Origin of the sequence: Defluviimonas aquaemixtae (assembly GCF_900302475.1) — a bacterium.
Lineage (GTDB): Bacteria > Pseudomonadota > Alphaproteobacteria > Rhodobacterales > Rhodobacteraceae > Albidovulum > Albidovulum aquaemixtae.
Genome location: NZ_OMOQ01000001.1, coordinates 1,088,693 through 1,112,900, shown reverse-complemented (window position 1 = coordinate 1,112,900; position 24,208 = coordinate 1,088,693). Strand labels below are relative to the sequence as shown.

At 65.4% G+C, this 24,208-nt stretch carries 24 protein-coding genes; 10 read left to right on the top strand and 14 right to left on the bottom strand.

What is annotated here, in order from left to right; genetic code table 11:
* Window positions 1–55: 55 nt before the first annotated feature.
* From purB to DEA8626_RS05475, 4 genes are all read left to right on the top strand, one after another.
* Complete coding sequence (purB, locus tag DEA8626_RS05490; RefSeq protein WP_108852022.1) at window positions 56–1,360, top strand: adenylosuccinate lyase; 1,305 nt, start codon at window positions 56–58, stop codon at window positions 1,358–1,360.
* A 109-nt stretch (window positions 1,361–1,469) separates the two neighbouring features.
* On the top strand, window positions 1,470–1,628 hold the full coding sequence (locus tag DEA8626_RS05485) for an adenylosuccinate lyase (RefSeq protein ID WP_108853331.1): 159 nt from the start codon (window positions 1,470–1,472) through the stop codon (window positions 1,626–1,628).
* 96 nt (window positions 1,629–1,724) lie between these two features.
* Window positions 1,725–2,813 (top strand): flagellar motor switch protein FliG, encoded by a 1,089-nt coding sequence (locus DEA8626_RS05480; RefSeq protein ID WP_108852021.1) that lies wholly within the window; start codon window positions 1,725–1,727, stop codon window positions 2,811–2,813.
* Between the two features lie 123 nt (window positions 2,814–2,936).
* Window positions 2,937–3,830 (top strand): lysophospholipid acyltransferase family protein, encoded by an 894-nt coding sequence (locus tag DEA8626_RS05475; RefSeq protein ID WP_108852020.1) that lies wholly within the window; start codon window positions 2,937–2,939, stop codon window positions 3,828–3,830.
* A gap of 6 nt (window positions 3,831–3,836) precedes the next feature.
* Here DEA8626_RS05475 and DEA8626_RS05470 read toward each other — a convergent pair whose 3' ends face one another.
* Window positions 3,837–4,544: a DUF1223 domain-containing protein gene (locus DEA8626_RS05470; protein WP_108852019.1), complete on the bottom strand. Its 708-nt coding sequence runs from the start codon at window positions 4,542–4,544 to the stop codon at window positions 3,837–3,839.
* 228 nt (window positions 4,545–4,772) lie between these two features.
* On the opposite strand from DEA8626_RS05470, the gene acnA reads away from it, so the two are divergent.
* Window positions 4,773–7,523, top strand: a complete 2,751-nt coding sequence (gene acnA, locus DEA8626_RS05465; RefSeq protein ID WP_108852018.1) for an aconitate hydratase AcnA — start codon at window positions 4,773–4,775, stop codon at window positions 7,521–7,523.
* Window positions 7,524–7,782: 259 nt separating this feature from the next.
* A complete protein-coding gene (locus DEA8626_RS05460) occupies window positions 7,783–8,085 on the top strand; it encodes an antibiotic biosynthesis monooxygenase family protein (RefSeq protein ID WP_108852017.1) in 303 nt (100 codons plus the stop codon).
* Between the two features lie 331 nt (window positions 8,086–8,416).
* Here DEA8626_RS05460 and DEA8626_RS05455 read toward each other — a convergent pair whose 3' ends face one another.
* The 9 genes from DEA8626_RS05455 to yajC form a co-directional block, all read right to left on the bottom strand.
* On the bottom strand, window positions 8,417–8,935 hold the full coding sequence (locus DEA8626_RS05455) for a DsbE family thiol:disulfide interchange protein (protein WP_245890841.1): 519 nt from the start codon (window positions 8,933–8,935) through the stop codon (window positions 8,417–8,419).
* A 13-nt stretch (window positions 8,936–8,948) separates the two neighbouring features.
* Window positions 8,949–9,104, bottom strand: a complete 156-nt coding sequence (gene ccmD, locus DEA8626_RS05450; RefSeq protein ID WP_108852015.1) for a heme exporter protein CcmD — start codon at window positions 9,102–9,104, stop codon at window positions 8,949–8,951.
* Entirely contained in the window at window positions 9,104–9,832 is a 729-nt protein-coding gene (locus tag DEA8626_RS05445; protein ID WP_108852014.1) for a heme ABC transporter permease, read from the bottom strand. Before DEA8626_RS05445 ends, ccmD begins: the two co-directional genes overlap by 1 nt.
* Before the next feature lie 56 nt (window positions 9,833–9,888).
* Window positions 9,889–10,545 carry a heme exporter protein CcmB gene (ccmB, locus tag DEA8626_RS05440; RefSeq protein WP_108852013.1) on the bottom strand — a complete coding sequence of 219 codons (657 nt, stop codon included), beginning with the start codon at window positions 10,543–10,545 and terminating at the stop codon, window positions 9,889–9,891.
* Between the two features lie 85 nt (window positions 10,546–10,630).
* Entirely contained in the window at window positions 10,631–11,254 is a 624-nt protein-coding gene (gene ccmA, locus DEA8626_RS05435) for a heme ABC exporter ATP-binding protein CcmA (protein ID WP_108852012.1), read from the bottom strand.
* A gap of 40 nt (window positions 11,255–11,294) precedes the next feature.
* Window positions 11,295–11,651 carry an Mth938-like domain-containing protein gene (locus DEA8626_RS05430; RefSeq protein WP_108853330.1) on the bottom strand — a complete coding sequence of 119 codons (357 nt, stop codon included), beginning with the start codon at window positions 11,649–11,651 and terminating at the stop codon, window positions 11,295–11,297.
* 14 nt (window positions 11,652–11,665) lie between these two features.
* A complete protein-coding gene (gene secF, locus DEA8626_RS05425; RefSeq protein WP_108852011.1) occupies window positions 11,666–12,643 on the bottom strand; it encodes a protein translocase subunit SecF in 978 nt (325 codons plus the stop codon).
* 12 nt (window positions 12,644–12,655) lie between these two features.
* Window positions 12,656–14,326 (bottom strand): protein translocase subunit SecD, encoded by a 1,671-nt coding sequence (gene secD, locus DEA8626_RS05420; RefSeq protein WP_108852010.1) that lies wholly within the window; start codon window positions 14,324–14,326, stop codon window positions 12,656–12,658.
* 33 nt (window positions 14,327–14,359) lie between these two features.
* Complete coding sequence (gene yajC, locus DEA8626_RS05415) at window positions 14,360–14,689, bottom strand: preprotein translocase subunit YajC (protein WP_108852009.1); 330 nt, start codon at window positions 14,687–14,689, stop codon at window positions 14,360–14,362.
* Between the two features lie 390 nt (window positions 14,690–15,079).
* Between yajC and DEA8626_RS05410 the strand changes: the two genes are divergently transcribed.
* The 4 genes from DEA8626_RS05410 (at window position 15,080) to DEA8626_RS05395 (ending at window position 18,677) form a co-directional block, all read left to right on the top strand.
* Window positions 15,080–15,622 carry an NUDIX domain-containing protein gene (locus DEA8626_RS05410; RefSeq protein WP_108852008.1) on the top strand — a complete coding sequence of 181 codons (543 nt, stop codon included), beginning with the start codon at window positions 15,080–15,082 and terminating at the stop codon, window positions 15,620–15,622.
* 222 nt (window positions 15,623–15,844) lie between these two features.
* Entirely contained in the window at window positions 15,845–16,270 is a 426-nt protein-coding gene (locus tag DEA8626_RS05405) for a GFA family protein (protein ID WP_108852007.1), read from the top strand.
* A gap of 350 nt (window positions 16,271–16,620) precedes the next feature.
* Window positions 16,621–17,913 carry a serine--tRNA ligase gene (gene serS / locus DEA8626_RS05400; RefSeq protein WP_108852006.1) on the top strand — a complete coding sequence of 431 codons (1,293 nt, stop codon included), beginning with the start codon at window positions 16,621–16,623 and terminating at the stop codon, window positions 17,911–17,913.
* Between the two features lie 23 nt (window positions 17,914–17,936).
* Window positions 17,937–18,677 (top strand): TspO-related membrane protein, encoded by a 741-nt coding sequence (locus tag DEA8626_RS05395; protein WP_245890777.1) that lies wholly within the window; start codon window positions 17,937–17,939, stop codon window positions 18,675–18,677.
* Here DEA8626_RS05395 and der read toward each other — a convergent pair.
* The 4 genes from der to DEA8626_RS05375 all read right to left on the bottom strand — a co-directional run bounded on the left by der (window position 18,664) and on the right by DEA8626_RS05375 (window position 24,159).
* Window positions 18,664–20,124, bottom strand: a complete 1,461-nt coding sequence (gene der / locus DEA8626_RS05390; protein ID WP_108852005.1) for a ribosome biogenesis GTPase Der — start codon at window positions 20,122–20,124, stop codon at window positions 18,664–18,666. The two genes, DEA8626_RS05395 and der, sit on opposite strands and share 14 nt — an antisense overlap.
* 49 nt (window positions 20,125–20,173) lie before the next feature.
* Entirely contained in the window at window positions 20,174–21,469 is a 1,296-nt protein-coding gene (locus tag DEA8626_RS05385; RefSeq protein ID WP_108852004.1) for a PQQ-like beta-propeller repeat protein, read from the bottom strand.
* A gap of 78 nt (window positions 21,470–21,547) precedes the next feature.
* Window positions 21,548–22,204 (bottom strand): tetratricopeptide repeat protein, encoded by a 657-nt coding sequence (locus DEA8626_RS05380; protein ID WP_108852003.1) that lies wholly within the window; start codon window positions 22,202–22,204, stop codon window positions 21,548–21,550.
* Between the two features lie 116 nt (window positions 22,205–22,320).
* Window positions 22,321–24,159 carry an ABCB family ABC transporter ATP-binding protein/permease gene (locus DEA8626_RS05375; RefSeq protein ID WP_108852002.1) on the bottom strand — a complete coding sequence of 613 codons (1,839 nt, stop codon included), beginning with the start codon at window positions 24,157–24,159 and terminating at the stop codon, window positions 22,321–22,323.
* Between the last annotated feature and the right edge of the window lie 49 nt (window positions 24,160–24,208).

Below are 24,208 nucleotides of genomic sequence, written 5' to 3'. Positions count from 1 at the left end.
GTCCCGGCCCAGTCTAGGACACGCCCGCACGCCCCTCAAACGGAAAGGCCCCCGGATGATCCCCCGCTATTCCCGCCCCGAAATGGTCGCCATCTGGGAGCCGGCCACAAAGTTCCGCATCTGGTACGAGATCGAGGCCCATGCCTGCGACGCGCAGGCCGCGCTGGGGGTGATCCCGAAAGCGAACGCCGAGGCTGTATGGAAGGCCGGGGACGTGGAGTTCGACGTCGCGCGCATCGACGAGATCGAGGCGGTGACGAAGCACGACGTCATCGCCTTCCTGACCCATCTCGCCGAACATATCGGATCCGAGGACGCCCGCTTCGTCCATCAGGGCATGACCTCGTCGGACGTCCTCGACACGACGCTGAACGTCCAGCTCGTCCGCGCCGCCGACATCCTTCTGGCCGACATGGACCGCGTGCTCGCCGCGTTGAAGACGCGCGCGCTTGAGCACAAGGATACGATCCGCATCGGCCGCAGCCACGGCATCCATGCCGAGCCGACGACGATGGGCCTCACCTTCGCGCGCTTCTACGCCGAGATGAAGCGCGGCAAGGCGCGGCTGCAATATGCCCGCGCCGAGATCGGCACCGGGGCGATCTCCGGGGCGGTCGGCACCTTCGCGAATATCGACCCCGCGGTCGAGGCGCATGTCTGCGAGAAAATGGGCCTGCGCCCCGAACCGATCTCGACCCAGGTGATCCCCCGCGACCGCCACGCGATGTTCTTCGCCACGCTCGGCGTCATCGCCAGCAGCATCGAGAACATCGCGACCGAGATCCGCCACATGCAGCGCACCGAGGTGCTGGAGGCGGAGGAATTCTTCTCGAAGGGCCAGAAGGGCTCCTCGGCGATGCCACACAAGCGCAATCCCGTGCTCACCGAAAACCTCACCGGCCTCGCCCGCCTCGTGCGCATGGCGGTGATCCCGGCGATGGAGAACGTGGCGCTCTGGCACGAGCGCGATATTTCGCACTCCTCCGTCGAACGGGGTATCGCGCCGGACGCGACGATCACGCTCGATTTCGCGCTGAACCGGCTCGCGGGCGTGATCGAGAAGCTCGTCGTCTATCCTGAGAACATGTTGAAAAACATGAACAAGTTCAGAGGCCTCGTAATGTCGCAGCGTGTTCTTCTCGCGCTCACGCAGGCCGGCGTCAGCCGCGAGGATGCCTACCGGCTCGTCCAGCGGAACGCGATGAAGGTCTGGGAAGAGGGCCGCGACTTCAAGGAAGAGCTTCTGGCCGACCCCGAGGTCACCGCCGCGCTTGCCCCGGCTGAGATCGAAGAGAAGTTCGACCTCGGCTATCACACCAAGCACGTCGATACGATCTTCGCGCGGGTCTTTGGCGACTGAGCCCGAACGCACACGAATACGTGAACGCTCCGCCCGCCGCACAGGAAAGGCTTGCCGCAACGTCACCTCGGCTGGCACTATGCCGACGACAGCCAGGAGGACCATGCACATGAAAACCCTTCTCGCCGCGTTCGCCCTCGCCGCTGGCCTTGCGCCGGCCGTCGCCTATGCCACTTGCACGGGCCACGACCGGCAGGCGCAGATCAGCTGCGCCGAGGGTCAGACCTGGGACGCCGAGACGCGCACCTGCGTGACCGTCGGAAGCTGACCGCGCGCCGTTTCGAGGGACGGGCTGGGTGTAACCAGCCCTTAACGCTCGTCTGCGAGCCTGCACCGGACTCCTGTCCGTGAGAGGTTCGCATCGATGACCGCGCTTGCGCCCCTGAACCGCAGGGGCGACCCATCTTCTTCATCTTCGCTCGCGGCCCGGCCCGTCGCCGCGCCTGGCGTGGCCGATCTCAGCGGCCGGCAGAAAGCCGCGATCATCGTGCGGCTTCTCCTCTCCGAAGGCAGCACCCTGCCCCTTCAGGCCCTGCCCGACCACATGCAGGCGGCGCTCACCGAGCAGATCGGCTCGATGCGCAGCGTCGACCGGTTCACACTGCGCGCGGTCGTGGAGGAGTTCCTGACCTTGCTAGAATCGGTCGGGCTTTCGTTCCCCGGCGGCATCGACGGCGCGCTCCGGATGCTCGACGGGCACATCTCGCCGACCGCGGCCAGCAGGCTCCGCCGCCTCGCCGGTGCCTCGGCCAAGGCCGACCCATGGGACCGCATTGCCGCGCTTGACCCCGAAAAGCTTTTGCCCGTGCTGACCGAGGAAAGTGTCGAGGTCTGCGCGGTGATGCTGTCGAAGCTCGCCGTGCCGCGCGCGGCCGAGCTTTTGGGCAAACTCCCCGGCGACCGTGCGCGCCGGATAGCCTATGCCGTCAGCCGCACGGGAAACATCGACCCTGAGACCGTCCGCCAGATCGGTCTGTCGCTCATCTCCCAACTGGAGGCGCAGCCCGTCCGTGCGTTCGACTCGGACCCGTTCGAACGCGTCGGAGCGATCTTGAACGTCGTGGCGGCACCGACGCGCGACGACGTGCTTCTCGGCCTGAGCGAGACCGACGAGGCCTTCGCGCGCCAGGTCCGCAAGGCCATTTTCACCTTCGCCGACATTCCCGATCGGATCGTCGGCCGCGACATCTCCAAGGTCATCCGTGGCGTCGATCAGGCGACGCTTGTGACCGCGCTCGCCGGCGCTTCGGGCGAGGCCGAAGCGAAGGCGGCGGAGTTCATCCTAGAGAACCTTTCGGGCCGCATGGCCGCCTCGCTCAGGGAAGAGGTCAGCGAACGCGGCACTGTGAAGGAAAAGGATGCCGACGCGGCCATGAACGCTATTGTCACCTCCCTTCGCGCGCTCGAAGCGAGCGGAGAACTGACGCTGATCGCGGCCGGAGAGGAGGACTAAGCGACGCCGCCGCCCTCGTGAGACGGCTTGTGCGCGCGGGCGGGTCGGCCTATGTCTGCCCCCTGATGACCGGCGCCTTCCGGCCCCGGGGCTGGACAGACCGCGGCGGAGAGACTTCCCGAGATGAAGGCACCGGACGAACCGCATCCCACGCTGAGGCACCGCGTGACGGACGCGGCCTTCCGCGGCCTTCTGGCGCTCGCCCGCGCGCTGCCCTACGAGCGGCGCGTTCCGATGGCCGGCTGGGTCGTCTCGCGGCTCGTGGCACCCCTCGCGGGCTGGCGCATGCGCATCCGCGACAACCTCGCACTGACCTTTCCCGACATGCCCGAGAGCGAGGTCGCCCGCCTCGTCCGCGCGGTGCCGGACAATGTCGGGCGCACGATGATCGAGATGTATTCGGGGCGCGAATTCGTCAAGCGGGTCCGGGACCTGCCGTTCACCGGGCCCGGCGTGGCCGCGCTCGAAGGGGCGCATCGTGCCGGCCGCCCTGTGATCGTCGTGACCGGCCATTTCGGCAACTTCAACGCCGCGCGCGCCGTGTTCATGGCTCGGGGCTTCCGGCTCGGCGGACTTTACCGGCCGATGAAGAACCCGCTCTTCAACGCCCACTATCTCGACGCGATGGCGCTCATCAGCACACCGCTCTTCCCGCGTGGGCGCGAGGGGATGGGGCAGATGCTGCGCTTCCTGAAATCGGGCGGCATGCTTGGCATCCTCCTCGACCAGCACATGCGGCACGGCGCGGCGCTACAATTCATGGGCCAGCGCGCACTCACCGCCACCTCGGCAGCCGATCTCGCGCTCAAATACGGCGCGGACGTGATCCCGGTCTACGGCATTCGCAAGCCCGGTGGGCTGGACTTCGAGATCGTCGTCGAGGACCTAATCCCGCACGGCGACCCGCGCGCAATGACCCAGGCCATCAACGACAGCCTCGAAGGGCAGGTCCGCGCCCATATGGATCAGTGGTTCTGGATTCACCGCCGCTGGAAACCCGGCCCGGCAAGCTCCTGACCGCCGTCAGCGCAGCCGCGCCGCCGCGAGGATCGGGCCGGGCCCGGCCTGCTGGATGATCACGACGACTGGTTCGGGCCCTTCGGCGGCCACGTCGAGCGACAGGTCCGACCGCCCGTCCCACTCCGCGACGCGGGCCCAAGTCGTGACGACATTCGCATAATCAAGCACCCGGCCTGCGTTCTCTCCGCGCCGAATCTCCACCCGGCTCATCGGACGATAGCGTACCAGCTGCACGATCGCGGCCCCGGGCAGCCCGCCGTTGGCACGGGCCGTCAGCCGGACCCCATCGCCCTTGCGGGCGATCGAGAGAGCGATATTCGATTTCTGTCCTGCGTACCGACGGAGCAGCCGGTCGAGTTCGGCCACGCGCGATCCGACAAGGTGTTCCCTGCCGCCGACGATCATCTGCGGCGTGTAGACGCTGCGGGCGCCCGCCGCGCGCGCATAGGCGCGCTGGCGTTTGGAAAAAGCCGGATCCGCGAAATTGTCCTTCCAGCCGATATAGTCCCAATAGTCGACATGCAGCCCAAGTGCGATTACGTCCTCACGCGCAGCCAGCCCTTTCAGAATCGCGTCCGCCGGCGGACAGGACGAGCAGCCCTGTGACGTGTAGAGCTCGACCACAACGGGACTATCCGTACCCGACTGCGCCAGCGCGAAACTCGCAACCCCGAGCCAGACGCCCAGAGCCGCGCCGAAAATTCTCAGCATGATCCTATTCCGTGTCCCCTTGTCCCCTTCTTGGTAGTCAAGCGGAACCGAAATTGCCAATCAAGGTTTTGCGAGAGATTGCGAGCGCCATTTGAGCGCGGCCCCTTGCGGCTTATTGTGCACAATGGTATACAATGGCACGCATCCCCCTTGATCGGCCCTTTCCGTTGCGGCACAACGCGAGGCGAGCAAGACCCGACCGACACCTCATTCAGACGGGAGATCCCCATGCCCATCGTCACCGGACAGGACACCGCGAAGACGCGCAAGACGCTGACCGCAGGCGGCAAATCCATCGCCTATTATTCGATTCCCACCGCCGAAGGGGCCGGGCTCGGCGAATTCTCCCGCCTGCCGGCGTGCCTCAAGGTCGTGCTGGAGAACATGCTGCGCTTCGAGGATGGCGGCCGGACGGTCTCGGTCGATGACATCAAGGCCTTCGCGGAATGGGGCGCGAAGGGCGGCAAGAACCCGCGCGAAATCGCCTATCGCCCGGCCCGTGTCCTGATGCAGGACTTTACCGGGGTGCCCGCCGTCGTCGACCTCGCCGCGATGCGCGACGGCATCGTGGCGCTCGGCGGCGACCCGCAGAAGATCAACCCGCTCAATCCGGTGGACCTCGTCATCGACCACTCGGTGATGATCGACGAGTTCGGAAACCCGCGCGCTTTCCAGATGAACGTGGACCGCGAATACGAACGCAACATCGAGCGCTACACCTTCCTGAAATGGGGCCAGAAGGCGTTCCAGAACTTCCGCGTCGTGCCGCCCGGTACCGGCATCTGCCATCAGGTTAACCTCGAATACCTCGCCCAGGCCGTCTGGACGGACACCGACCAGAACGGCGAGGAGGTCGCCTATCCAGACACGCTCGTCGGCACCGACAGCCACACGACGATGGTCAACGGCCTTGCCGTTCTCGGCTGGGGCGTCGGCGGGATCGAGGCCGAGGCCGCGATGCTTGGCCAACCGATCTCGATGCTCATCCCCGAAGTCGTGGGTTTCAAGCTCACCAACCAGATGGTCGAGGGCACGACCGCGACCGACCTCGTCCTCAAGGTCGTCCAGATGCTCCGCCAGAAGGGTGTCGTCGGCAAGTTCGTCGAGTTCTACGGGCCGGGTCTCGACCACCTGCCGCTCGCCGACCGCGCCACGATCGCCAACATGGCGCCAGAATACGGCGCCACCTGCGGCTTCTTCCCGATCGACAACGAAACGCTCCGCTATCTGGAACAGACCGGCCGCGACAAGGACCGGATCGCGCTGGTCGAAGCCTATGCCAAGGAAAACGGCATGTGGCGCGGCGCGGATTACGACCCGGTCTATACCGACACGCTGGAACTCGACATGTCCACGGTCGTCCCGGCCGTCTCGGGCCCCAAGCGCCCGCAGGACCACACGCCGCTCACTCAGTCGTCCGACAGCTTCTACAAGGTCGTCTGCGAATACCGCGGTATCGATGCGTCGAACGGTGCACTGGAGATGGCGTCCGAGGGCGACACGATCACCGCGCCCCCTGATGCCCGCAAATCGGCCGCCGTCGAGGGTGAAGACTACAAGCTCCGCGACGGTTCGGTCGTGATCGCCTCGATCACATCCTGCACCAATACCTCGAATCCCTACGTGATGATCGGCGCGGGACTTGTGGCGCGGAAGGCGCGCGAGCTCGGGCTGAATCGCAAGCCCTGGGTCAAGACCTCGCTCGCCCCCGGCTCGCAGGTTGTCTCCGAATATCTCGAAGCTGCGGGCCTTCAGGAAGACCTGGACGCCATCGGCTTCAACCTCGTGGGTTACGGCTGCACGACCTGCATCGGCAATTCCGGCCCGCTGCAGCCTGAAATCTCGAAAGCGGTTAACGACAACGACCTCATCGCCGTCTCGGTCCTCTCAGGCAACCGCAACTTCGAGGGCCGCATCTCGCCCGACGTGCGCGCCAACTACCTCGCCTCGCCGCCGCTCGTCGTGGCCTATGCGCTGGCGGGCGATATGAACCTCGACCTGACGACCGAGCCGCTCGGCAAGTCGAAGGACGGCAAGGACGTCTACCTCAAGGACATCTGGCCCACCCAGAAGGAAATCGCCGATCTCGTCCAAAAGACCGTGACTCGCGAGGCGTTCCAGACCAAGTACGCCGATGTCTTCAAGGGCGATGAGAAGTGGCAATCGGTCGAAGTGACGGAATCGGAGACCTACGACTGGCCGCCGACCTCGACGTACATCCAGAACCCGCCCTACTTCCAGGGCATGTCGAAGGAGAAGGGCGAGATCCGGAACCTTGACGGCGCCCGCATCCTCGCACTCTTGGGCGACATGATCACCACCGACCACATCTCGCCCGCCGGCTCGTTCAAACCGACAACACCTGCCGGCCGATACCTGACCGACCGCCAGGTCGCGCCCAGGGAGTTCAACTCCTATGGCTCGCGCCGGGGCAACCACGAAGTCATGATGCGCGGCACCTTCGCCAATATCCGCATCAAGAACGAGATGCTGGACGGCGTCGAGGGCGGCTACACGCTCGCACCCGACGGCGAGCAGGCGTCGATCTTCGACGCCGCGATGGCGTATCAGGATGCCGGAACGCCGCTCGTCGTCATCGGCGGCAAGGAATACGGCGCGGGTTCTTCGCGCGACTGGGCCGCGAAGGGTACGAACCTTCTCGGCATCAAGGCGGTGATCGCGGAGTCCTTCGAACGCATCCACCGCTCCAACCTCGTCGGCATGGGAGTCATCCCGTTTGAGTTCACGGGCGGCGACTCCCGCACGTCGCTTGGCCTGAGCGGCGACGAGGTGATCTCCATCGCGGGTCTCGAAGGCGAGTTGAAGCCGCTCGCGACGGTGCCCTGCACGATCAAATATGCCGACGGCAAGGAGAAGACCATCGAGCTTAAGTGCCGGATCGATACCGAGATCGAGATCGACTATGTCGAGCATGGCGGCGTCCTGCACTACGTGCTGAGGGACCTCGCGCGGAGCTGAGGCCCCAAGCCGCATCTTCGAAGGCTCCACGCGCCGCGCGGGGCTTTCGCTTTGACGCGCATTGAAGCCGTCTGAATCGGCTCAGAACCCGGATCGGCCTTGCCTTTGGGAAAGCTGGCGAGGGCAGCGCCCGCCCCGCTCGGCGACGATGCCCGCGAATTGCGAAGCGGCATGGGTCAAGGTACGGGCGCCGCTCTCGCCTGCCCGCGCGCCCCTGACCAGGCATGTTACACTCCTCTCATCCGAATGGGAGTGAGCCATGATCATCCGCATCTTCCAGGTCACCGTGCACGAGGGAAAAGAGGACGAGTTCCGCGATTTCTTCCTCGATACCGCCCTGCCCTTGATGAAACGTCAGGACGGACTTGTTTCGATCACGCCCGGATTGCCACGGCCGGAAAGCCCTCAGGACTTCACTATGGTGATGGTCTGGACCGATCTCGGCGCGCTTAGGGCCTTCGCGGGCGAGGACTGGCGGCACGCGCACATCCACGCCGACGAGGCCAACCTCGTGAAGGCGCGCCGGCTCAGCCACTACGAACTCGCCGAATCCGCCTCGTAGCAGTTCCGGAACCGATTCCCGCGGGACCACCTATCAGGCATTGACCCCGGTCGCGAAATGATATCGCCCATATCGCGCGCTTGTCGCCGCTTCGGCGATGTAGGCAAGAACAAGGCTTTCATAAATAACAGCTATTTTTGCACGATTTGTGCAACTTGGCGATTCAGCGCTTGGTCGGCGCGGCGCAGGCGGCTACCAATCTCGCATGAGATCGATAATCGCCAGACTGCCATTCACACCGAGCATGCCGTGGTTCGAAGCCACGGCGCTGCTGTTCCTGATCGCCGCTTCGCAGTTGCGCTGACGGCGCGAGGCCGCCGCGGATCGGCAGCTATTCCGCGGCGGCCTTTTCCATCGCTGGGCGAATGTCGCTTGCCAGCACCCGCTCGGTGACCGGCCCCGGAAAGCGTAGGACGATGTTGCCGTCGCCGTCGATGACGTAGGTTTCTGGCACGCCGTAAAGCCCCCAGTCGATTCCCATCCGTCCGCTCTCGTCGGCACCGATCGCCGCGAAGGGATTGCCAAGCTCATCCAGAAAACGCCGCGCAGCCTCGGGCTTGTCCTTGTAGTTGACCCCGTAGATCGTCACGCCCTCGTCCGCGAGCTTTTCGAGCGTGGGGTGTTCCACGCGGCACGGCCCGCACCAGCTCGCCCAGAAATTCACGAGCTTGACCGTTCCGTCGCGCAGGTCCGCATCCGCGAAAACCGGCAGATCACCAAGCTGCGTGACGACCACGGCGGGCGCCTGCCGCCCCTCCAGCGCCGAGGGCAGGGCGTCGGGATCCTCGCGCTGCATGCCGAGGACGAACACCGCCGCCAGCCCCGCGAAGATCAGCGGCGGCAGGATCATCATGGGTGACACCCTAGCCATTGCGTCCCATTCTCCGTTCCTGCGCCTCGAGCCGGTCGCGCATCTTCGCGCCCCGCCTCAGGCTCAGCCAGATCAGCCCGGCCAGAAGCACCAGCGTAACCCCGTAGGCGCCCAGGACGGTGCCCGCGTATTTGCCAAGTTCGACCATCACGCCATCCTCTCCCGTGCTTCAAGCGCCCTGAGCCGCCGCGCGCGAATTTCCGTCCGCGTGCGGATGAGGACGAGCGCCACGAACAGTAGGACGAAACCCGACATCGAGATCCACAGGGGCCAGGCATAGACGTCGGACACATGCTCCTCCCGGTCGAGCGACAAAGACGCGCCCTGATGTAGCCCCTGGTTCCAGAAGAGCACCGCGTAGCGCGAGAGGATCGCGAAAACGGAGCCCACGAGGCAGAGGACCGAGGTGAGATCGGCCGCCGTATCGGGGTCCTCGACTGCCTCCCAGAGCGCGATATAGCCGAGATAGAAGAGGAAAAGGATGAGGAAGGAAGTCAGCCTCGGGTCCCAGGCCCACCATGTGCCCCACATCGGCTGGCCCCAGATCGCCCCGGTGAAAAGCGCGATCAGCGTCATCGTGACCCCGATCGGCGCGGCCGCCTTCGCCGCCAGCACCGAGACATGGTGGCGCCGGATCAGCCAGATCAGCGAGGTGACGAGCATCATCACCCAGGCATTTATCGCCATCATCGCCGCGGGCACGTGGATGTAGATGATCTTGACGGTCGAGCCCTGCCGGTAATCGTCGGGCGTGAAGAAGAAGCCCCAGACGAGCCCCGTGACGAGCGTGACCACGGCCAACCCCGTCACCCAGGGCAGCGCCCAGGCCGAGGTCTGCATGAATCTCTTCGGGTTCGCGTATTCCCAGATCGACATGGCGCCTTAGCTAGCGGTTTGCGCCAGCGCTCTCAATACACATAACACGTCGCGGCCTAGCGCAGATTGACGCGGATTGCCGCAGCCGCGGCGAAGGGCAGGATCGCGGCTGCACCGAAGGTGATACCCGCCTGCATCATCAGGGGCGTCAGCGCCGACAGCCCTTCGGCCCCGCGCGTCGCCGCCTGGGCCCCGAAAATGAGGGTCGGGATATAGAGCGGCAGGACAAGCAGCGACAGGAGTAGCCCGCCGCGCTTCAGCCCGACGGTCAGCGCCGCGCCGAACGTGCCGATGACCGACAAGGCGGGCGTCCCGAGAACGAGCGACAGCGTGAGCCAGCCGTAGCCCGGCCCGGGAAGGTTCAAAAGCACGCCCAATACGGGGGCCGCAACCGTCAGGGGGAGCCCCGTCGTCAGCCAATGCGCGAGCCCCTTGACGGCGACGACGCCTTCCAGGGGGATCGGCGCGGTGGCGAGGAGGTCGAGCGAGCCGTCCTCGCGGTCAAGCGCGAATATGCGGTCAAGCGAAAGAAGGCAGGCGAGCAGCGCGCCGACCCAGAGAATGCCGGGAGCGATCCGGGCGAGCGTGCCGCCCTCGGGCCCTACGCCGAAGGGGACAAGCACCGTGACGATCAGGAAGAAGGCGAGCGAAAGGCCAAAGCCGCCGCCCGCCCGCGTCGCGAGCCGGATGTCACGGAGGAGGAGCGCGATCATGACTGCGCCCCTCGCCTGCCGTTCGCGCCTGGGGTTCTACCCCCGGACCCCCGAGGTGTTTCGGCAATGAAAAAGCTGGGATGCGTCATGCAAACGCCTCGTCGAAGTCGCCCTGCCCGGGTTCGCGAAGCTTGGCGCGGAAGGGTGTAAGGTCGAGGTCTTTCGCCTCGGCGAGGCCGAGGTCGATATGGGTGGCGATGAGCGCTGCACCGCCCTGCGCGAGATGGTCGCGGATCAGAGTGGCGAAGAGCGCGACCGAGGCTTGGTCGAGCGAGACCGTAGGTTCGTCGAGAAGCCAGAGGCGGCGACCGGTCACGAGCAGGCGGGCGAGACCGAGCCGCCGCTTCTGGCCGGCCGAGAGGTTCTGTGCGGGCCTGTCGGCGAGCGTTTCGAGATTCATCGCGGCAAGCGCAGGGGCGATCTCGGTCTGGCCGTAGATGCGGGCCCAGAAGCCGAGGTTCTCGGCGACCGTCAGCGTCGCCTTCAACCCGTCGGCATGACCGGCATAGGCGACGCCTTCGGGCGGCAGGTGCATGCGGCCCGAGATAGTCGGCTGAAGCCCGGCAACTGTCCTCAGAAGCGTCGTCTTGCCGATCCCGTTCGGGCCGCGCAGCACGACCGCCCCGCCCGGACCGAGCGCGAGCCCGACGCCGTCGAGCAGCCGGAGGCCCCCGCGGGCGACGGACAGGTCTTCGAGACGCAGCATCATGGTCAAGGGGTTAGCCGATCGGGCGGGAAAGGCAAGACCGCTATTCTACGGGCAGGAGCGCCGCAGCGACCCGCCGACCCTCGGACAGCAGCACGTTGTAGGTGCGCGCGGCCGTAGGGCTGGCCATCAGTTCGACCCCGATCCCTGCCGCTTCGAGAGCAGCGACCAGATCCGCAGGCGGTCGCGCCATCTCAGGCCCGGTTCCGATAAGCAGCACGTCGATCTCCCCGGCGAGCGCGAGAAGCGGCGCCTGCGCGTCGTAGCCGTCCCAGACCCGTGCCGACGTCGCCGTGACGAGCACCGCGCCGTGCAGAACGTCACCGCCGATCCGGAAGAACCCCGGCCCGTAGCCGTCGATAGGGCGCGCATCGTCGAAGGGGATCTCGGTCAGCTGGATCATCGGCCCCGCGGTCACTTTCCCGAAGCAGCGAACTGTGTGCCCGCCGGGCCGTCGTCCTTCTTGCCCCAGTCGCGCCTGACGCCGAGATAGAGAACGACGTTCTTGGCGACGTAGACGGAGGAATAGGTCCCGACGACAATGCCCCAGGTCATCGCAAAGACGAAGCCGCGGATCACGTCGCCGCCGAGCACGAGAAGCGCGATCAGCGCCAGAAGCGTCGTGCCCGAGGTCATGACCGTCCGGCTCAGCGTCTCGTTGACCGAGAGGTTCATCACGTCGCGCAAGGGCATCTGCTTGTACTTGATGAGGTTCTCCCTCAGCCGGTCGAAGACCACGACCGTGTCGTTGATCGAATAGCCGAGGATCGTCAGCAGCGCCGCGATGATCGACAGATCGAACTTGAGTTGGAGAAGCGCGAAGATCCCGACCGTGACCGTCACGTCATGGACGAGCGCCACCACCGCGCCCACCGCGAACTGCCATTCGAAGCGCAGCCAGATGTAGACGAGGATCGCGCCTGTCGCGGCAAGGACGGCGAGGATGGCGGTCTTGATGAGCTCGCCCGACACTTTGGGCCCGACCGATTCGACCGACGGAAAAGTCACCGACGGATCGACTGACTTGAGCGCCGCCTCGACTGCGGAAATGACCTCGGGCGTCACCGCCTCCTCGCCTTCCTGGGCCTGGATGCGGACCATCGCGACGTTCTGCTCCGGCCCGAAGGTCGGGTCGAACACCTCGGTGATGGACACATCGCCAAGGCCGAGGGGCTGGATCGCATCCCTGTAGGCGCCGACATCGACGGCTTGCACAGACTCGGTGCGGATCGTCGTGCCGCCCTTGAAGTCGATGCCGAAATTCAGCCCCATCACCAGCGTGAGGATCAGGGAGGCGACGACAAGGAAGGTCGAAAAGCCGAAGGTGATCGGCGCCCATCGGAAGAAGTCGATCTTGGTGTCCTGCGGGACGAGCTTGAGACGCAATGCCATGGACAGGATCCCTTATACCGTGATCGTCTTCGGCCGTTTCCGGTCGAACCAGGTGACGACGAATGCGCGCGTGACGTAGATCGCCGTGAAGACCGACGTGATCAGGCCGACGACCAGTGTGACCGCGAAGCCCTTGACCGGGCCAGAGCCGAGGATAAAGAGGATCGCCGCCGTGATGAAGGTCGTGATGTTGGCGTCGATGATTGCCGACATCGCCTTCTCGTAGCCGAGCTCGATCGCGCGGGCCGGGCCGCGCGCGGTCTTCATTTCCTCGCGGATGCGTTCGAAGACCAGCACGTTGGCGTCGACCGCCATGCCGATCGTCAGCACGATGCCGGCGATACCGGGCAGCGTCAGCGTCGCGCCGATGGTCGACAGGACTCCGAAGATCATCGAGATGTTGAGTCCGAGTGCCACGGCGGCGAAGACGCCGAAGAGCCCGTAGCTCGCAATCATGAAGAGGACGACCGCAACGAGGCCCACGATCGCGGCGATGCGGCCGGCCTCGATACTGTCCTGGCCAAGTTCGGGGCCGATGGTCCGTTCCTCGAGAAAGTTCATCTTCGCGGGCAGCGCGCCCGCCCTCAGCAGCACCGCGAGATTGGTCGAGCTTTCGACGGTGAAAGACCCGGTGATGATCCCCGACCCGCCCGGAATGTGCTGGTTGATCCGCGGCGCCGAGATCACTTCGTTGTCGAGGACGATCGCGAAAAGCTGGCCGACATTCGCGGCCGTGTAGTCGCCGAACTTGCGGGCGCCCGTGGGGTTGAAGCGGAACGATACGGCAGGCCGGCCGTTCTGGTCGAAATCGGGCCGCGCGTCGACGAGGTCCTCGCCCGTGACGACTGGCACCTCCTCAAGTGTGTAGTAGACGCCGTCCTCGCCCTCGTCGATCGAGGGCACGAGCACGGTGCCCGGCGGCGCGATCGCGGTCCCGTCGGTGCCGCGCCCGACCACGGGGTGGAACGTGAGCTGCGCGGTCGTCCCGATTAGCTCCTTCAGCTCCGTGGCCGACCCGATCCCCGGCACCTGGATCAGGATCCGGTCCTGGCCTTGGCGCTGGATTGTCGGTTCCCGCGTGCCGACCTCGTCGACCCGTCGGCGGATGATTTCCAGCGACTGTTGTATCGTTCGGTCGTCGGTCGCGGCGCGCTCGGCCTCCGAGAGCGTGACGATCAGCTGGTTGCCCTCGGCCGTCACGTCGAGATCGCTCTGCCCCACCCCGGTCAGCGTGACGACCGGGCTCGCAAGGCCCTTCGCGATCTCGACCGCCTTGGCCATCGCCTCGGGCTTCTCGATCTGGATGCGCAGCTCCGACGGCTCCGACGGCGCGCGGCGGATGCCGCCAAGTTCGCCCCGCGCCTCGGCCAGCGCCCGGCGCATCTCGGGCCAGAGCCCGTCCATCCGCGCCTTGTAGACATCGGCGACCTGCACCTCGGCGAGAAGATGCGCGCCGCCCCGAAGGTCGAGGCCCAGATTGACCAGCCCCGAGGGCAGCCAGTCCGGCCACAGCGACCGGTCTGCCACCTGCTCCTCGGTCTCGAAGCCCGCGCGTTCCGCGGCCACGACCGCGTCGTTGTGCAACTCGACGCGGGTGTAAAAGACGTTCGGCATCGCCGTCAGAAGACCCAGGGCGCAGAGCCCCCAGATCAGGATCCGCTTCCAGAGGGGGATATGCAGCATTGGGGGCTCGTTTCCGGCTGGGCTCGGGCGAAGTTACTTGTTGGCGGCGGGCTCGGTCTTCGACAGAACCGTCGCAATTGTGGATCGCACGACGCGCACGCGCACGCCGTCCGAGATCTCGACCTCCAGCTCGCCATCCTCCTTGACCTTGGAGACCTTGCCGATGATCCCGCCCTGGGTCACGACCTGGTCGCCCCGGCGCAGCGCCTCGACCATCGCCTTGTGCTCTTTCATCTTCTTCTGCTGCGGTCGGATCAGAAGGAAATACATGATCGCGAAGATGAGGATGAGCGGCAGGAACTGCGCGAAAGCCGCGCCTCCGCCGCCACCGGCGGCCTGGGCATAGGCGGGAGTGATGAGCATGGATTGCGTCCTTCGTATCCTTGGGCGCAGGTATCCGCCCGATTTGTCGCGGGGAACCTATAGGCGGGACAGGGGCTTTGCAAGGCAGGGCGACAGCGGCGGGAGGGCGCGGCCTGCCCGACGTCGCGGCCGCGCGTGACGGCTATCGCGTGACGGCTATGAGGTCAGCTCACCCAAGCGTGCCGATCACGCGACCACCGGACGAGATCCATTCTCAGCGCATTTGTTCGTGTGCGGGTCTGCGCCGACGCGAACGACGCGTGCTTGAAGCGGAACCGGACATTCGTTCTTGCGACGGCGAAAGGCAGCAACGAGCCCTTGTTGCAATGTTTTCGCAGCGCAGCCAAAGTCCGGTTAAGTCAACCTATTTATGCCATTGGAGAGTATTACGTGGACGACATCAGGCGTTTGGATCGACGGACAGCCTACGAAAACAAGTGGATGAAAGTTCATGAAGATACAGTGAAATTTCCTGACGGATCTGAAGGTATCTATGGGATAGTCGACAAAGAAGACTTTGTGCTGATTATCCCGCGCCATGGGAACGGCTGTTTTCAACTCGTGCGTCAATTTCGGTATCCGGTTGCGGGCCGCTATTGGGAATTTCCACAAGGATCATGGGAGACCAAACCAGGATCAGATCCCGAAAAAGTTGCCCTAGGTGAACTGGAAGAAGAAACAGGGTTCCGAGCGACATCGCTCCTTAGATTGGGTCACTTATTTGAGGCATACGGGTTCTCGAACCAAGGCTTCCACGTCTTCCTCGCTAATGAGCTAGAGCTCGGGACCGCAGATCGAGATCACGAGGAGCAAGGTATGGAGACAGCCATGTTTAGCCAGGAGGAAATAGTAAAGATGATCTCCGCGGGTCAGATTAAGGACGCACCAACAATTGCAGCACTTGGACTACTCGCCATTTCGGAATACCGATAGCTGCCATTCGTTTCGGAGGTTGCGATCAGCCTGGGGCCAACCTTGTCGACTGACGCAGTGAAGGTCGGGATCGCGCCCTTCTACGGCCTTCCGCAATGCTTGCTCTATGAGAACTTCAAGTACCGAGTTCCAGGACTTCAAATTGGAATTTGGCCAAGCTGAAAGCAGCTACTGCCCAGCCGTGATAGCTTGGAAGGTATCGCCCAAGAAGGAGGTCGGGAGATGAGCAAGCAAATGAAGCTGACCGGAAGATGTCTGTGCGGTGCGGTCAAGTTTGTCGGCACTGCGAACGAGCCGAAGGTGGCTGCGTGTCATTGCGACATGTGTCGCCGCTGGTCATCCGGGCCATATTTCGAAGTATCGTGCGAAGACGTGGTCTTCGATGGTGAAGACAGCATAGCAAAGTTTCGATCTTCCGATTGGGCTGAGCGGGGTTTCTGCAAGAAATGCGGGTCAAACTTGTTCTACCACCTTTTCGAAAGTAGCGAATTACAGATGGCTGCCGGACTTCTTGACGATCAGTCGGAGTTACACCTCTCTTTGCAGGTCTTTGTCGATCGGAAGCCACCCTTTTACACATTGGCCAATGCGACAAAAACCATGACCGCCGCGGAAGTCTATGCTGCGTATGCTCAACCGCCGGAATGATCCCATACGGCAACTTCGTCCGCTTCACCGCCATCCCGATCGTCGAAATTCCGCGTTCCGGCGAGGCAGATGCCAAGGGATACGATGTTCGCTCCCGAAGGCCGACCTCGTGGGACCTCCGCTCTCGCCCCAAGATGACGTCTGCGGCCCGGTCAACTGGCCAGCGAGAGGGAAAAGCGTTGCAGTGTGGTTAACGCGAAATACATTATCTATAAATATCAATTAATTACATATGATTTCACGCGCGAAATCCCGCTAAATCGGGGGTGCCCGGACACGGAGATTCCCGGTTCCCCTTCCCCTCCGGATCGGGCATATCTGCCCCAACCAACGGTCCGAGGGACGATCAGATGCACGATATCCGCGCGATCCGCGACAATCCCGCCCAGTTCGACGCCGCCCTTGCCCGGCGCGGCCTCTCGCCCCTCTCCCCGAAGATCCTCGCCCTCGACGAGGCCCGCCGCGCGAAGATCCTCGCCGCCGAGACGGCCCAGGCCGCCCAGAACGCGGCCTCCAAGGAAGTGGGCGCGGCCAAGGCCAAGGGCGACGAGGCCGAATTCGAACGCCTCCGCGCGCTCGTCGCCGAGAAGAAGGCCGAGGTGGCGCGCCTGAACGAGGAGGCCGCGGCCGAGAACGCCCGTCTCCGCGACCTTCTCATGGGCATCCCGAACCAGGCGCTTCCCGACGTCCCCGACGGCGCGGACGAAAACGACAACGTCGAGATCCGCCGCTGGGGCGAGCCGCGCGAATTCGACTTCACGCCGCGCGAGCATTTCGACATCGCGGGCGTGAAGCCCGGCATGGATTTCGAAACCGCCGCGAAGCTCTCGGGCAGCCGCTTTGTCCTCCTCCGGGGCGCCGTTGCCCGCCTTCACCGGGCGCTCGCCCAGTTCATGCTCGACCTGCACACGACCGAGCATGGTCTGACCGAGACGATGACCCCGGTCCTCGTCAAAGAGGACGCGATGTACGGCACCGGGAACCTGCCGAAATTCGGCGAGGACAGCTATCAGACGACAAACGGCTGGTGGCTGATCCCGACATCGGAAGTGACGCTGACGAACACGGTTGCGGGCGACGTCCTCGACGAGACCCAGCTTCCGATCCGGATGACCTCGCACACCCAATGCTTCCGGTCGGAGGCTGGTAGCGCGGGCAAGGACACGGCCGGCATGCTGCGCCAGCACCAGTTCGAGAAGGTCGAGATGGTGTCGATCACCACGCCCGACACCTCGCTCGCCGAGCACGAACGCATGACGAAATGCGCCCAAGCCGTTCTGGAGCGCCTCGGCCTGCCCTATCGCACGGTCGTGCTCTGCACCGGCGACATGGGCTTCGGCGCCCGAAAGACCCATGACATCGAGGTCTGGCTACCCGGGCAGAACAAGTACCGCGAGATTTCGTCGGTCTCTGTCTGCGGCGACTTTCAGGCGCGGCGCATGAACGCGCGCTATCGCCCTGGGGGCGGCGGCAAGCCGGACTTCGTCCATACGCTGAACGGCTCGGGGCTTGCAGTCGGGCGCTGCCTGATCGCGGTCCTCGAGAACGGCCAGCAGGCGGACGGCTCGGTCGACCTGCCCGGGGCGCTTGCCCCCTGGCTCGGCGGCGCGAAGAAGCTTACGGCCGAAGGGGCGCTCGTCTGAGACGTGAACCGAAAGGCGGCTCCGTGCGTTTCAATGACATGAGCCGCATGAAAGCCATTCTCCTGTTCGTCGCCGCGCTCGCCTTCGCCGCCGCACCGCTCTTCAGCCCGTCGTTCGCCGGCTACGAACCGGGCGACTTTCCGATTCCGGTCGAGGACCCGGCGATTCAACCCGCTAGCTACGCCTTCTCGATCTGGCTTCTCATTTATGGCTGGTTGATCGCGCATGCCGGTTTCGGCCTCCTGAAGCGGGACGAGGACGTCGCCTGGGACGCGGTGCGCTGGCCACTCATGGGGTCGCTCATCCTCGGAATCGCGTGGCTGCAGGTCGCGTCGCTGAACCCCGTGATCGCCACGGTGGTGATCTGGGCGATGCTCGGCCTCGCGCTGAGCGCGGTGTTCCGCGCACCTTCTATTCCCGACCGCTGGCTGCTGCTCGCACCCCTCGCGGTCTATGCCGGTTGGCTGAATGCCGCGGCAGCGGTCTCGCTCGGCGTCGTCCTGCAAGGCTGGGGCGTGCTCGGAGGTACGGCCTCTGCGGCGGCTATGCTGGCCGTCGTGCTCGCGCTTGCGCTCACCGTGCAGGCGACGCTACGGCGCGCGCCGGAATACGGGGGCGCGGTGATCTGGGCCCTGATCGGTGTGATGGTGGCCAATCTTGTGTCAGCGCCGACGGTCGCATTGCTTGCCGGCCTTGGAATCGCGGTGATGGCGACAGGAACGTGGCGCGTCGCGCGGGAACGGAGCCCGTTCAACCCTTCGTAACGGGCTTGCCCTTGTGCTTCCTGAGCCGCGATGGCGTGTGGAACTTCCGGTCCTTGAAGGGGTTCTTGTCGCCCTGATCGCGGAAGGTCAGCCGGATCGGCGTACCGGGCATGTCGAAATCGGCTCTTAGTCCGTTGACCAGATAGCGGGAATAGCTTTCCGGCAGCTGGTTAGCATGGTTGCACATGACGACGAAGGCCGGGGGCCGGGTCTTCACTTGGGTCATATAGCGCAGCTTGATCCGCCGCCCGCCTGGCGCGGGGGGAGGATGCGCTTCGGTCATCGCGCTCAGCCACTGGTTCAGCTTCGCCGTGGTGATGCGGCGGTTCCAGACCTCGTAGGCTTTTTCGATCGCGGCATGCAGCCTGTCGAGCCCCTTGCCCGTTTTGGCCGAGACCGTCACCAGCGGCGCACCCTTGAGCTGCGGCAGGAGCCGCTCGAACGCCTCGCGCAGCTCTTTCAGCTTCGCGGGCTTGTCCTCTTCGAGGTCCCACTTGTTGGCCGCGACGACCACCGCGCGGCCCTCCGTTTCGGCGAAATCGGCGATGCGAAGATCCTGCTGTTCGAACGGAATATCGACATCGAGAAGGACCACGACCACTTCGGCGAAACGGACCGCGCGCAGCCCGTCCGCGACGGACAGTTTCTCCAACTTATCAACGACTTTCGCGCGCTTCCTCATGCCCGCCGTGTCGAAAATGCGGACCGGCGTCCCCAGGAATTCGGCGGTGACCGAGATTGCGTCGCGCGTGATCCCGGCCTCGGGTCCCGTCAGAAGCCGCTCCTCGCCGATGATCTTGTTGATGAGCGTCGACTTTCCCGCATTCGGCCGCCCGATGACGGCGATCTGCAAAGGCCTGTCGCGGGTAGGCTTGCGCGGCCCCTCCTCGGCATCCGCGTCGGTTACGTCGACGTCGACCTCGGGCGCGTCGCGGGTGGCGCGGGCCTCGAACTCCTCAGCGAGCGGCTCGAGGGCACGGTAGAGGTCATCCAGCCCTTCGCCATGCTCGGCCGAGATGCGCAACGGCTCCCCCAGCCCCAGCGAATAGGCTTCAAGCGCGCCCGCGTCGCCCGCGTGCCCCTCGGCCTTGTTAGCCGCGACGATCACATGTGCGTTCTTCCTGCGCAGGATGTCGGCGAATACCTGATCGGTCGGGGTGACGCCCGCCCGCGCGTCGATCACGAAGAGGCAAATATCGGCCATCTCGACGGCGCGCTCGGTGAGCCGCCGCATGCGGCCCTGAAGGCTCTCGTCCGCGACATCCTCGAGCCCGGCCGAATCGATCGCGATGAAGCGCAGATCGCCCAGCCTGGCCTCGCCCTCGCGCAGATCGCGCGTGACGCCCGGCTGGTCATCGACGAGCGCGAGCTTCTTGCCCACGAGCCGGTTGAACAGCGTGGACTTGCCGACATTGGGTCGGCCGACAATGGCAAGGGTGAAGCTCATGGGGTCGGTTCCTGACGGGTCGAAGCCGCCCCTTTACACGGGACCGCGCCTATCGGAAAGCCCTGAGCCGTCCAGATTTCGTCACCACATAGAGGGTGCCGCCTACGACCGCGGGCGCGGCCGCCGCGCCGTCGCCCATGTCGATCGTCTGGACGAGCGCGCCCGAGGCCGGATCGAAGCTGCGGATCAGCCCGTCTGAAGAGGCGAGGACCAGCCGCCCTCCGGCCAGAACCGGACCGTAATGGGCGTAGATTGCTCGCCGGCGCTTGTCGCGCTCCTTCGTGAAATAGGGCATGTCGATGCGCCAGACAGTGCTGCCGTCGCTCGCGTTCAGCCGCATGAGCTGGTCCTCGTCGTTGACGAAGAAGAGGGCACCGCCAGCGGCCACCACGGGACTCGTCGCGCCATCGCGGACCGACCAGAGCGTCTGGCCGGTATCGGCGTTCACCGCGGCGAGCCGGCCGGCCGACGTGCCGGCGTAGACGATGCCGTCGGCGATCACCGGATCACCGGTCAGATCGCTGTGGGCCGCGTAGGCGCGCCCGCCGCGCTGTCCCGCCACGTGCGAGACCCAAAGCCCGGTACCGTTGGTCCGGTCGACCGAGATAAGCTGGCCGGAGGCGAAGGGAAAGATCACCTGACGCGCGTCTAGAGCGGGGGCGGCAGCCCCGGCCACGGACGAGGGCGACGGCGTGCCCGGCAGCACGAACTCCACTCGGCCATCGCTTGCTCGCACTGCCCATGCCGCTGAATCGCGCGCGACGACATAGACCCGGCCATCCATCACCGCAGGCGCGCCGCCGACCGCTGCGTCGAAACGCTGCCGCCAGGCCACAGCGCCAGTCACGGGATCGAGCGCAACGAGTTCTCCAAATCCGGTCGTCGCGAAAACCCGGCCGTCGCCATAGGCGAGCCCACCGCCCGAGGCGTCGCCCGTTCGCTCGGATGCGGGCGTGAGATCGGTCTGCCAGAGCGTCGCGCCGTTCGAACCGGTTGCCGTCACGGTGGCGTTGGCGTCGAGCGTGAAGATGCGGCCGCCCGCGACAACGGGATCAGCGGTAATGCGGTTCTTGCGCCCATCTCCGGCGCCGATCGGCGCCGCCCAAATCTGCACGGGCGCGGGCGACAGCGCGGCATGTGGCGGCCGATGCGCGGCATTCCCCGCCCTGTGCGTCCAGTCCGCCGCCGCGCGCGCGGCCGGGAGCGCGATGGGCACCGGATTTTGACCGGCGGCGACAGGCACTTCCCCCGTCGCCGAGGCCCGCACATTCAACCGTTCGCCTTCGAGGACAGGGTCGCCCGAGGCGCAGGCAGACAGAACAGCCAGCACCGCCAAAGCTTTCATTAATCGGTACGTTTTCACCTTGCCTGCCCCCTCACTCTCGATACCGGATGCCTGCTCCGGCATCCCGGCCGGTCTGGATCACGCCGCCCCGGGTTCGCCGCCCAGGACCACAATCAACTCTGTTACGCGGCGGCGCAAGCCCGCGGTGGCGTCCGGTTCCTGCAGAATCTGGTCCAGAATTGCCAGCGCCTCTTCGGTCCGCCCGGCTTCGGCCTCGGCCAGCGCCTGCTGTTCCATCGCGAGCGCCCGGTAAGGCGCGCCGGGTCGCGCCAGATCGGCGAGCGCAGCATCGCGCGCCTCGGGCGTCATGGTCGGTCCGGCGAGAATGACCGCCTTCAGCCGCGCGAGATCCCTGAGGCTCGGCGACAATTCGCCATCCTCGGCAATACCGGCAAGCCGCGCCGCGGCCGCTTCCCGGTCGCCGGCATTCAGCGCTTCTTCGGCAGCCAGCATCCCGGCCACCGCGTGCGCGCCTGCACCCTCGGGCGCGAGCCCGTCGAGCGCGGCGACCCGCGCGGCGGGATCGTCGCTGTCGAGCGCGGCGAGCACTGCGTCGCCGAAGGCGCGCGCCTCGGCCTCGGCCCGGGCCTTCTGCCATTCGTTCCAGGCCGCGCCGCCGACGATCAGAAGCACGACAAGAATGCCGATCCAGCCGTATTTCCGGAAGAGCGCGAATAGCTTGTCGCGGCGGACCTCTTCGGTCACTTCGTCGATGAAACTGTCGGTCTCGCTCACGGGTCACTCCCACCGGTCGGGGCCAGTGCGGCGCCCGCGTTCGGCCACGTCTTACACGGAAGGCCGAGCCCTTGCCAAGCCCGCGGCCAACCTGCCCGTTCGCTGCACGCCGCGGCTCAGCCGGCAGCCGCCCGTGGGGCCTCGCGCTCGGTCTCTTCCTCGGCCGACTGGCGGGCCCACATCGCGGCGTAGCGTCCGCCACGGGCCAGTAGCGCCTCGTGCCGCCCTTCCTCGACCACCTCGCCCTTTTCGAGGACGACGATCCGGTCGGCATCGGCGATGGTGGATAGCCGGTGCGCAATGGTGATGACGGTGCGGCCCTCGCCCATCGCCTTCAGACTTTCCTGGATGTCGCGCTCGGTCTGGGTGTCGAGGGCCGACGTCGCCTCGTCCAGAAGCAGGATCGGCGGGTTCTTCAGGAGCGTCCGGGCAATGCCGACCCGCTGCTTCTCGCCGCCCGACAGCTTCAGGCCCCGCTCGCCCACCTTGGTCTCGTAGCCCTCGGGCAGCGACACGACGAAATCATGGATCTTCGCGGCCTGTGCCGCCGCGATCAGCTCCTCGCGGCTCGCCTCGGGGCGGCCATAGGCGATGTTGTAGAGGATCGTGTCGTTGAAGAGCACCGTGTCCTGCGGCACGACACCGATCTGGTCGTGCAGGCTGTCCTGCGTGATGTCGCGCACGTCCTGACCGTCGATCCGGAGCGCGCCGCCCGTGACATCGTAGAACCGGAAGAGGAGCCGTCCGATCGTCGACTTGCCCGAACCGGACGGGCCGACGATCGCCACCGTCTCGCCCGCGCCCGCGCGGATGTTCACGCCCTTCAGGATCGGCCGCGCCGCCTCGTAGCCGAAGCTCACGTCGTCAAGCTCCACCGCGCCGCCGGTCACGTTGAGGTCCTTCGCGCCCCGCTTGTCGGTGATTTCGGCGGGCTGCCCGAGCAGGTCGAACATCTCGCCCATGTCGACGAGCGACTGACGGATTTCGCGATAGACGGTGCCAAGGAAATTGAGCGGCATCGTGATCTGGATCATGTAGGCGTTGACCATGACGAAATCGCCGACCGTGAGGGCGCCCGCCTGCACCCCCAGGGCCGCCATGACCATCACGATCACAAGTCCCATCGTGATCAGCAGCGCCTGGCCGAAATTCAAGAGGGACAGCGACTGGCCGGTCTTGATCGCCGCCGCCTCGTAGCCCTTCATCGCCTCGTCGTAGCGATGGGCCTCGCGCGCCTCGGCGCCGAAATACTTCACCGTTTCGAAGTTCAGAAGGCTGTCGACCGCCTTCTGGTTCGCGTCGGTGTCCTGCTCGTTCATCTGGCGGCGGATCTTCACCCGCCATTCGGTGACCTTGAACGTGAAGGTAACGTAAAGCGTGATGGTGACGAGGACCACGGCGGCATAGCGCCAGTCGAAGAGGACGGCGAAGATGACCGTCACCATCGTGAGTTCGAGGATGAGCGGACCCACCGACAGAAGCATGAAACGCAATAGAAACTCTACGCCCTTCACCCCGCGTTCGATGATCCGCGACAGTCCGCCGGTCTTGCGAGTGATGTGGTAACGCATCGACAGGCGGTGAATATGCGTGAAGGTTTCGAGCGCGAGCTTCCTCAGCGCGCGCTGGGCCACGCGGACGAAAATCACGTCGCGAAGCTCATTGAAGCCGATCGTGCCCACGCGGGCCATCCCGTAGGCGACCGTCAGGCCGATCGCGCCCACCGCCAGGAGCCAGGCATCGTCGCGCGACTCGCCTGTCAGCGCATCCACCGCCGCCTTGTAGAAGAAAGGTGTGAGAACCGAGATGACCTTGGCCATCGTAAGCGCCGTCAGCGACAGGACGACGCGCCGCTTGACCCAGGCTTCGCCCTCGGGCCAGAGGTAGGGCGCGACCCGCTTCAGGGTCCCGGCGCCCCGCTGCCAGCCCGTTGTCACCTGAGTCTCGCCCGTCATCGGACCGCCGCCTTTCAGTCGCGCCTATCTCCCGGTTGATCGCAGGTTC

Bases quoted from the DNA above. Each gene is read 5' to 3' on its own strand.
- secF (WP_108852011.1), bottom strand. From the start codon at position 12,643: ATGGCATTGCGTCTCAAGCTCGTCCCGCAGGACACCAAGATCGACTTC.
- serS (WP_108852006.1), top strand. From the start codon at position 16,621: ATGCACGATATCCGCGCGATCCGCGACAATCCCGCCCAGTTCGACGCC.
- DEA8626_RS05375 (WP_108852002.1), bottom strand. From the start codon at position 24,159: ATGACGGGCGAGACTCAGGTGACAACGGGCTGGCAGCGGGGCGCCGGG.
- DEA8626_RS05480 (WP_108852021.1), top strand. From the start codon at position 1,725: ATGACCGCGCTTGCGCCCCTGAACCGCAGGGGCGACCCATCTTCTTCA.
- DEA8626_RS05405 (WP_108852007.1), top strand. From the start codon at position 15,845: ATGAGCAAGCAAATGAAGCTGACCGGAAGATGTCTGTGCGGTGCGGTC.
- yajC (WP_108852009.1), bottom strand. From the start codon at position 14,689: ATGCTCATCACTCCCGCCTATGCCCAGGCCGCCGGTGGCGGCGGAGGC.
- ccmA (WP_108852012.1), bottom strand. From the start codon at position 11,254: ATGATGCTGCGTCTCGAAGACCTGTCCGTCGCCCGCGGGGGCCTCCGG.
- DEA8626_RS05460 (WP_108852017.1), top strand. From the start codon at position 7,783: ATGATCATCCGCATCTTCCAGGTCACCGTGCACGAGGGAAAAGAGGAC.
- secD (WP_108852010.1), bottom strand. From the start codon at position 14,326: ATGCTGCATATCCCCCTCTGGAAGCGGATCCTGATCTGGGGGCTCTGC.
- ccmB (WP_108852013.1), bottom strand. From the start codon at position 10,545: ATGATCGCGCTCCTCCTCCGTGACATCCGGCTCGCGACGCGGGCGGGC.
- DEA8626_RS05385 (WP_108852004.1), bottom strand. From the start codon at position 21,469: ATGAAAGCTTTGGCGGTGCTGGCTGTTCTGTCTGCCTGCGCCTCGGGC.
- DEA8626_RS05455 (WP_245890841.1), bottom strand. From the start codon at position 8,935: ATGATCCTGCCGCCGCTGATCTTCGCGGGGCTGGCGGCGGTGTTCGTC.
- ccmD (WP_108852015.1), bottom strand. From the start codon at position 9,104: ATGGTCGAACTTGGCAAATACGCGGGCACCGTCCTGGGCGCCTACGGG.
- DEA8626_RS05475 (WP_108852020.1), top strand. From the start codon at position 2,937: ATGAAGGCACCGGACGAACCGCATCCCACGCTGAGGCACCGCGTGACG.
- DEA8626_RS05445 (WP_108852014.1), bottom strand. From the start codon at position 9,832: ATGTCGATCTGGGAATACGCGAACCCGAAGAGATTCATGCAGACCTCG.
- purB (WP_108852022.1), top strand. From the start codon at position 56: ATGATCCCCCGCTATTCCCGCCCCGAAATGGTCGCCATCTGGGAGCCG.
- der (WP_108852005.1), bottom strand. From the start codon at position 20,124: ATGAGCTTCACCCTTGCCATTGTCGGCCGACCCAATGTCGGCAAGTCC.
- acnA (WP_108852018.1), top strand. From the start codon at position 4,773: ATGCCCATCGTCACCGGACAGGACACCGCGAAGACGCGCAAGACGCTG.
- DEA8626_RS05485 (WP_108853331.1), top strand. From the start codon at position 1,470: ATGAAAACCCTTCTCGCCGCGTTCGCCCTCGCCGCTGGCCTTGCGCCG.
- DEA8626_RS05470 (WP_108852019.1), bottom strand. From the start codon at position 4,544: ATGCTGAGAATTTTCGGCGCGGCTCTGGGCGTCTGGCTCGGGGTTGCG.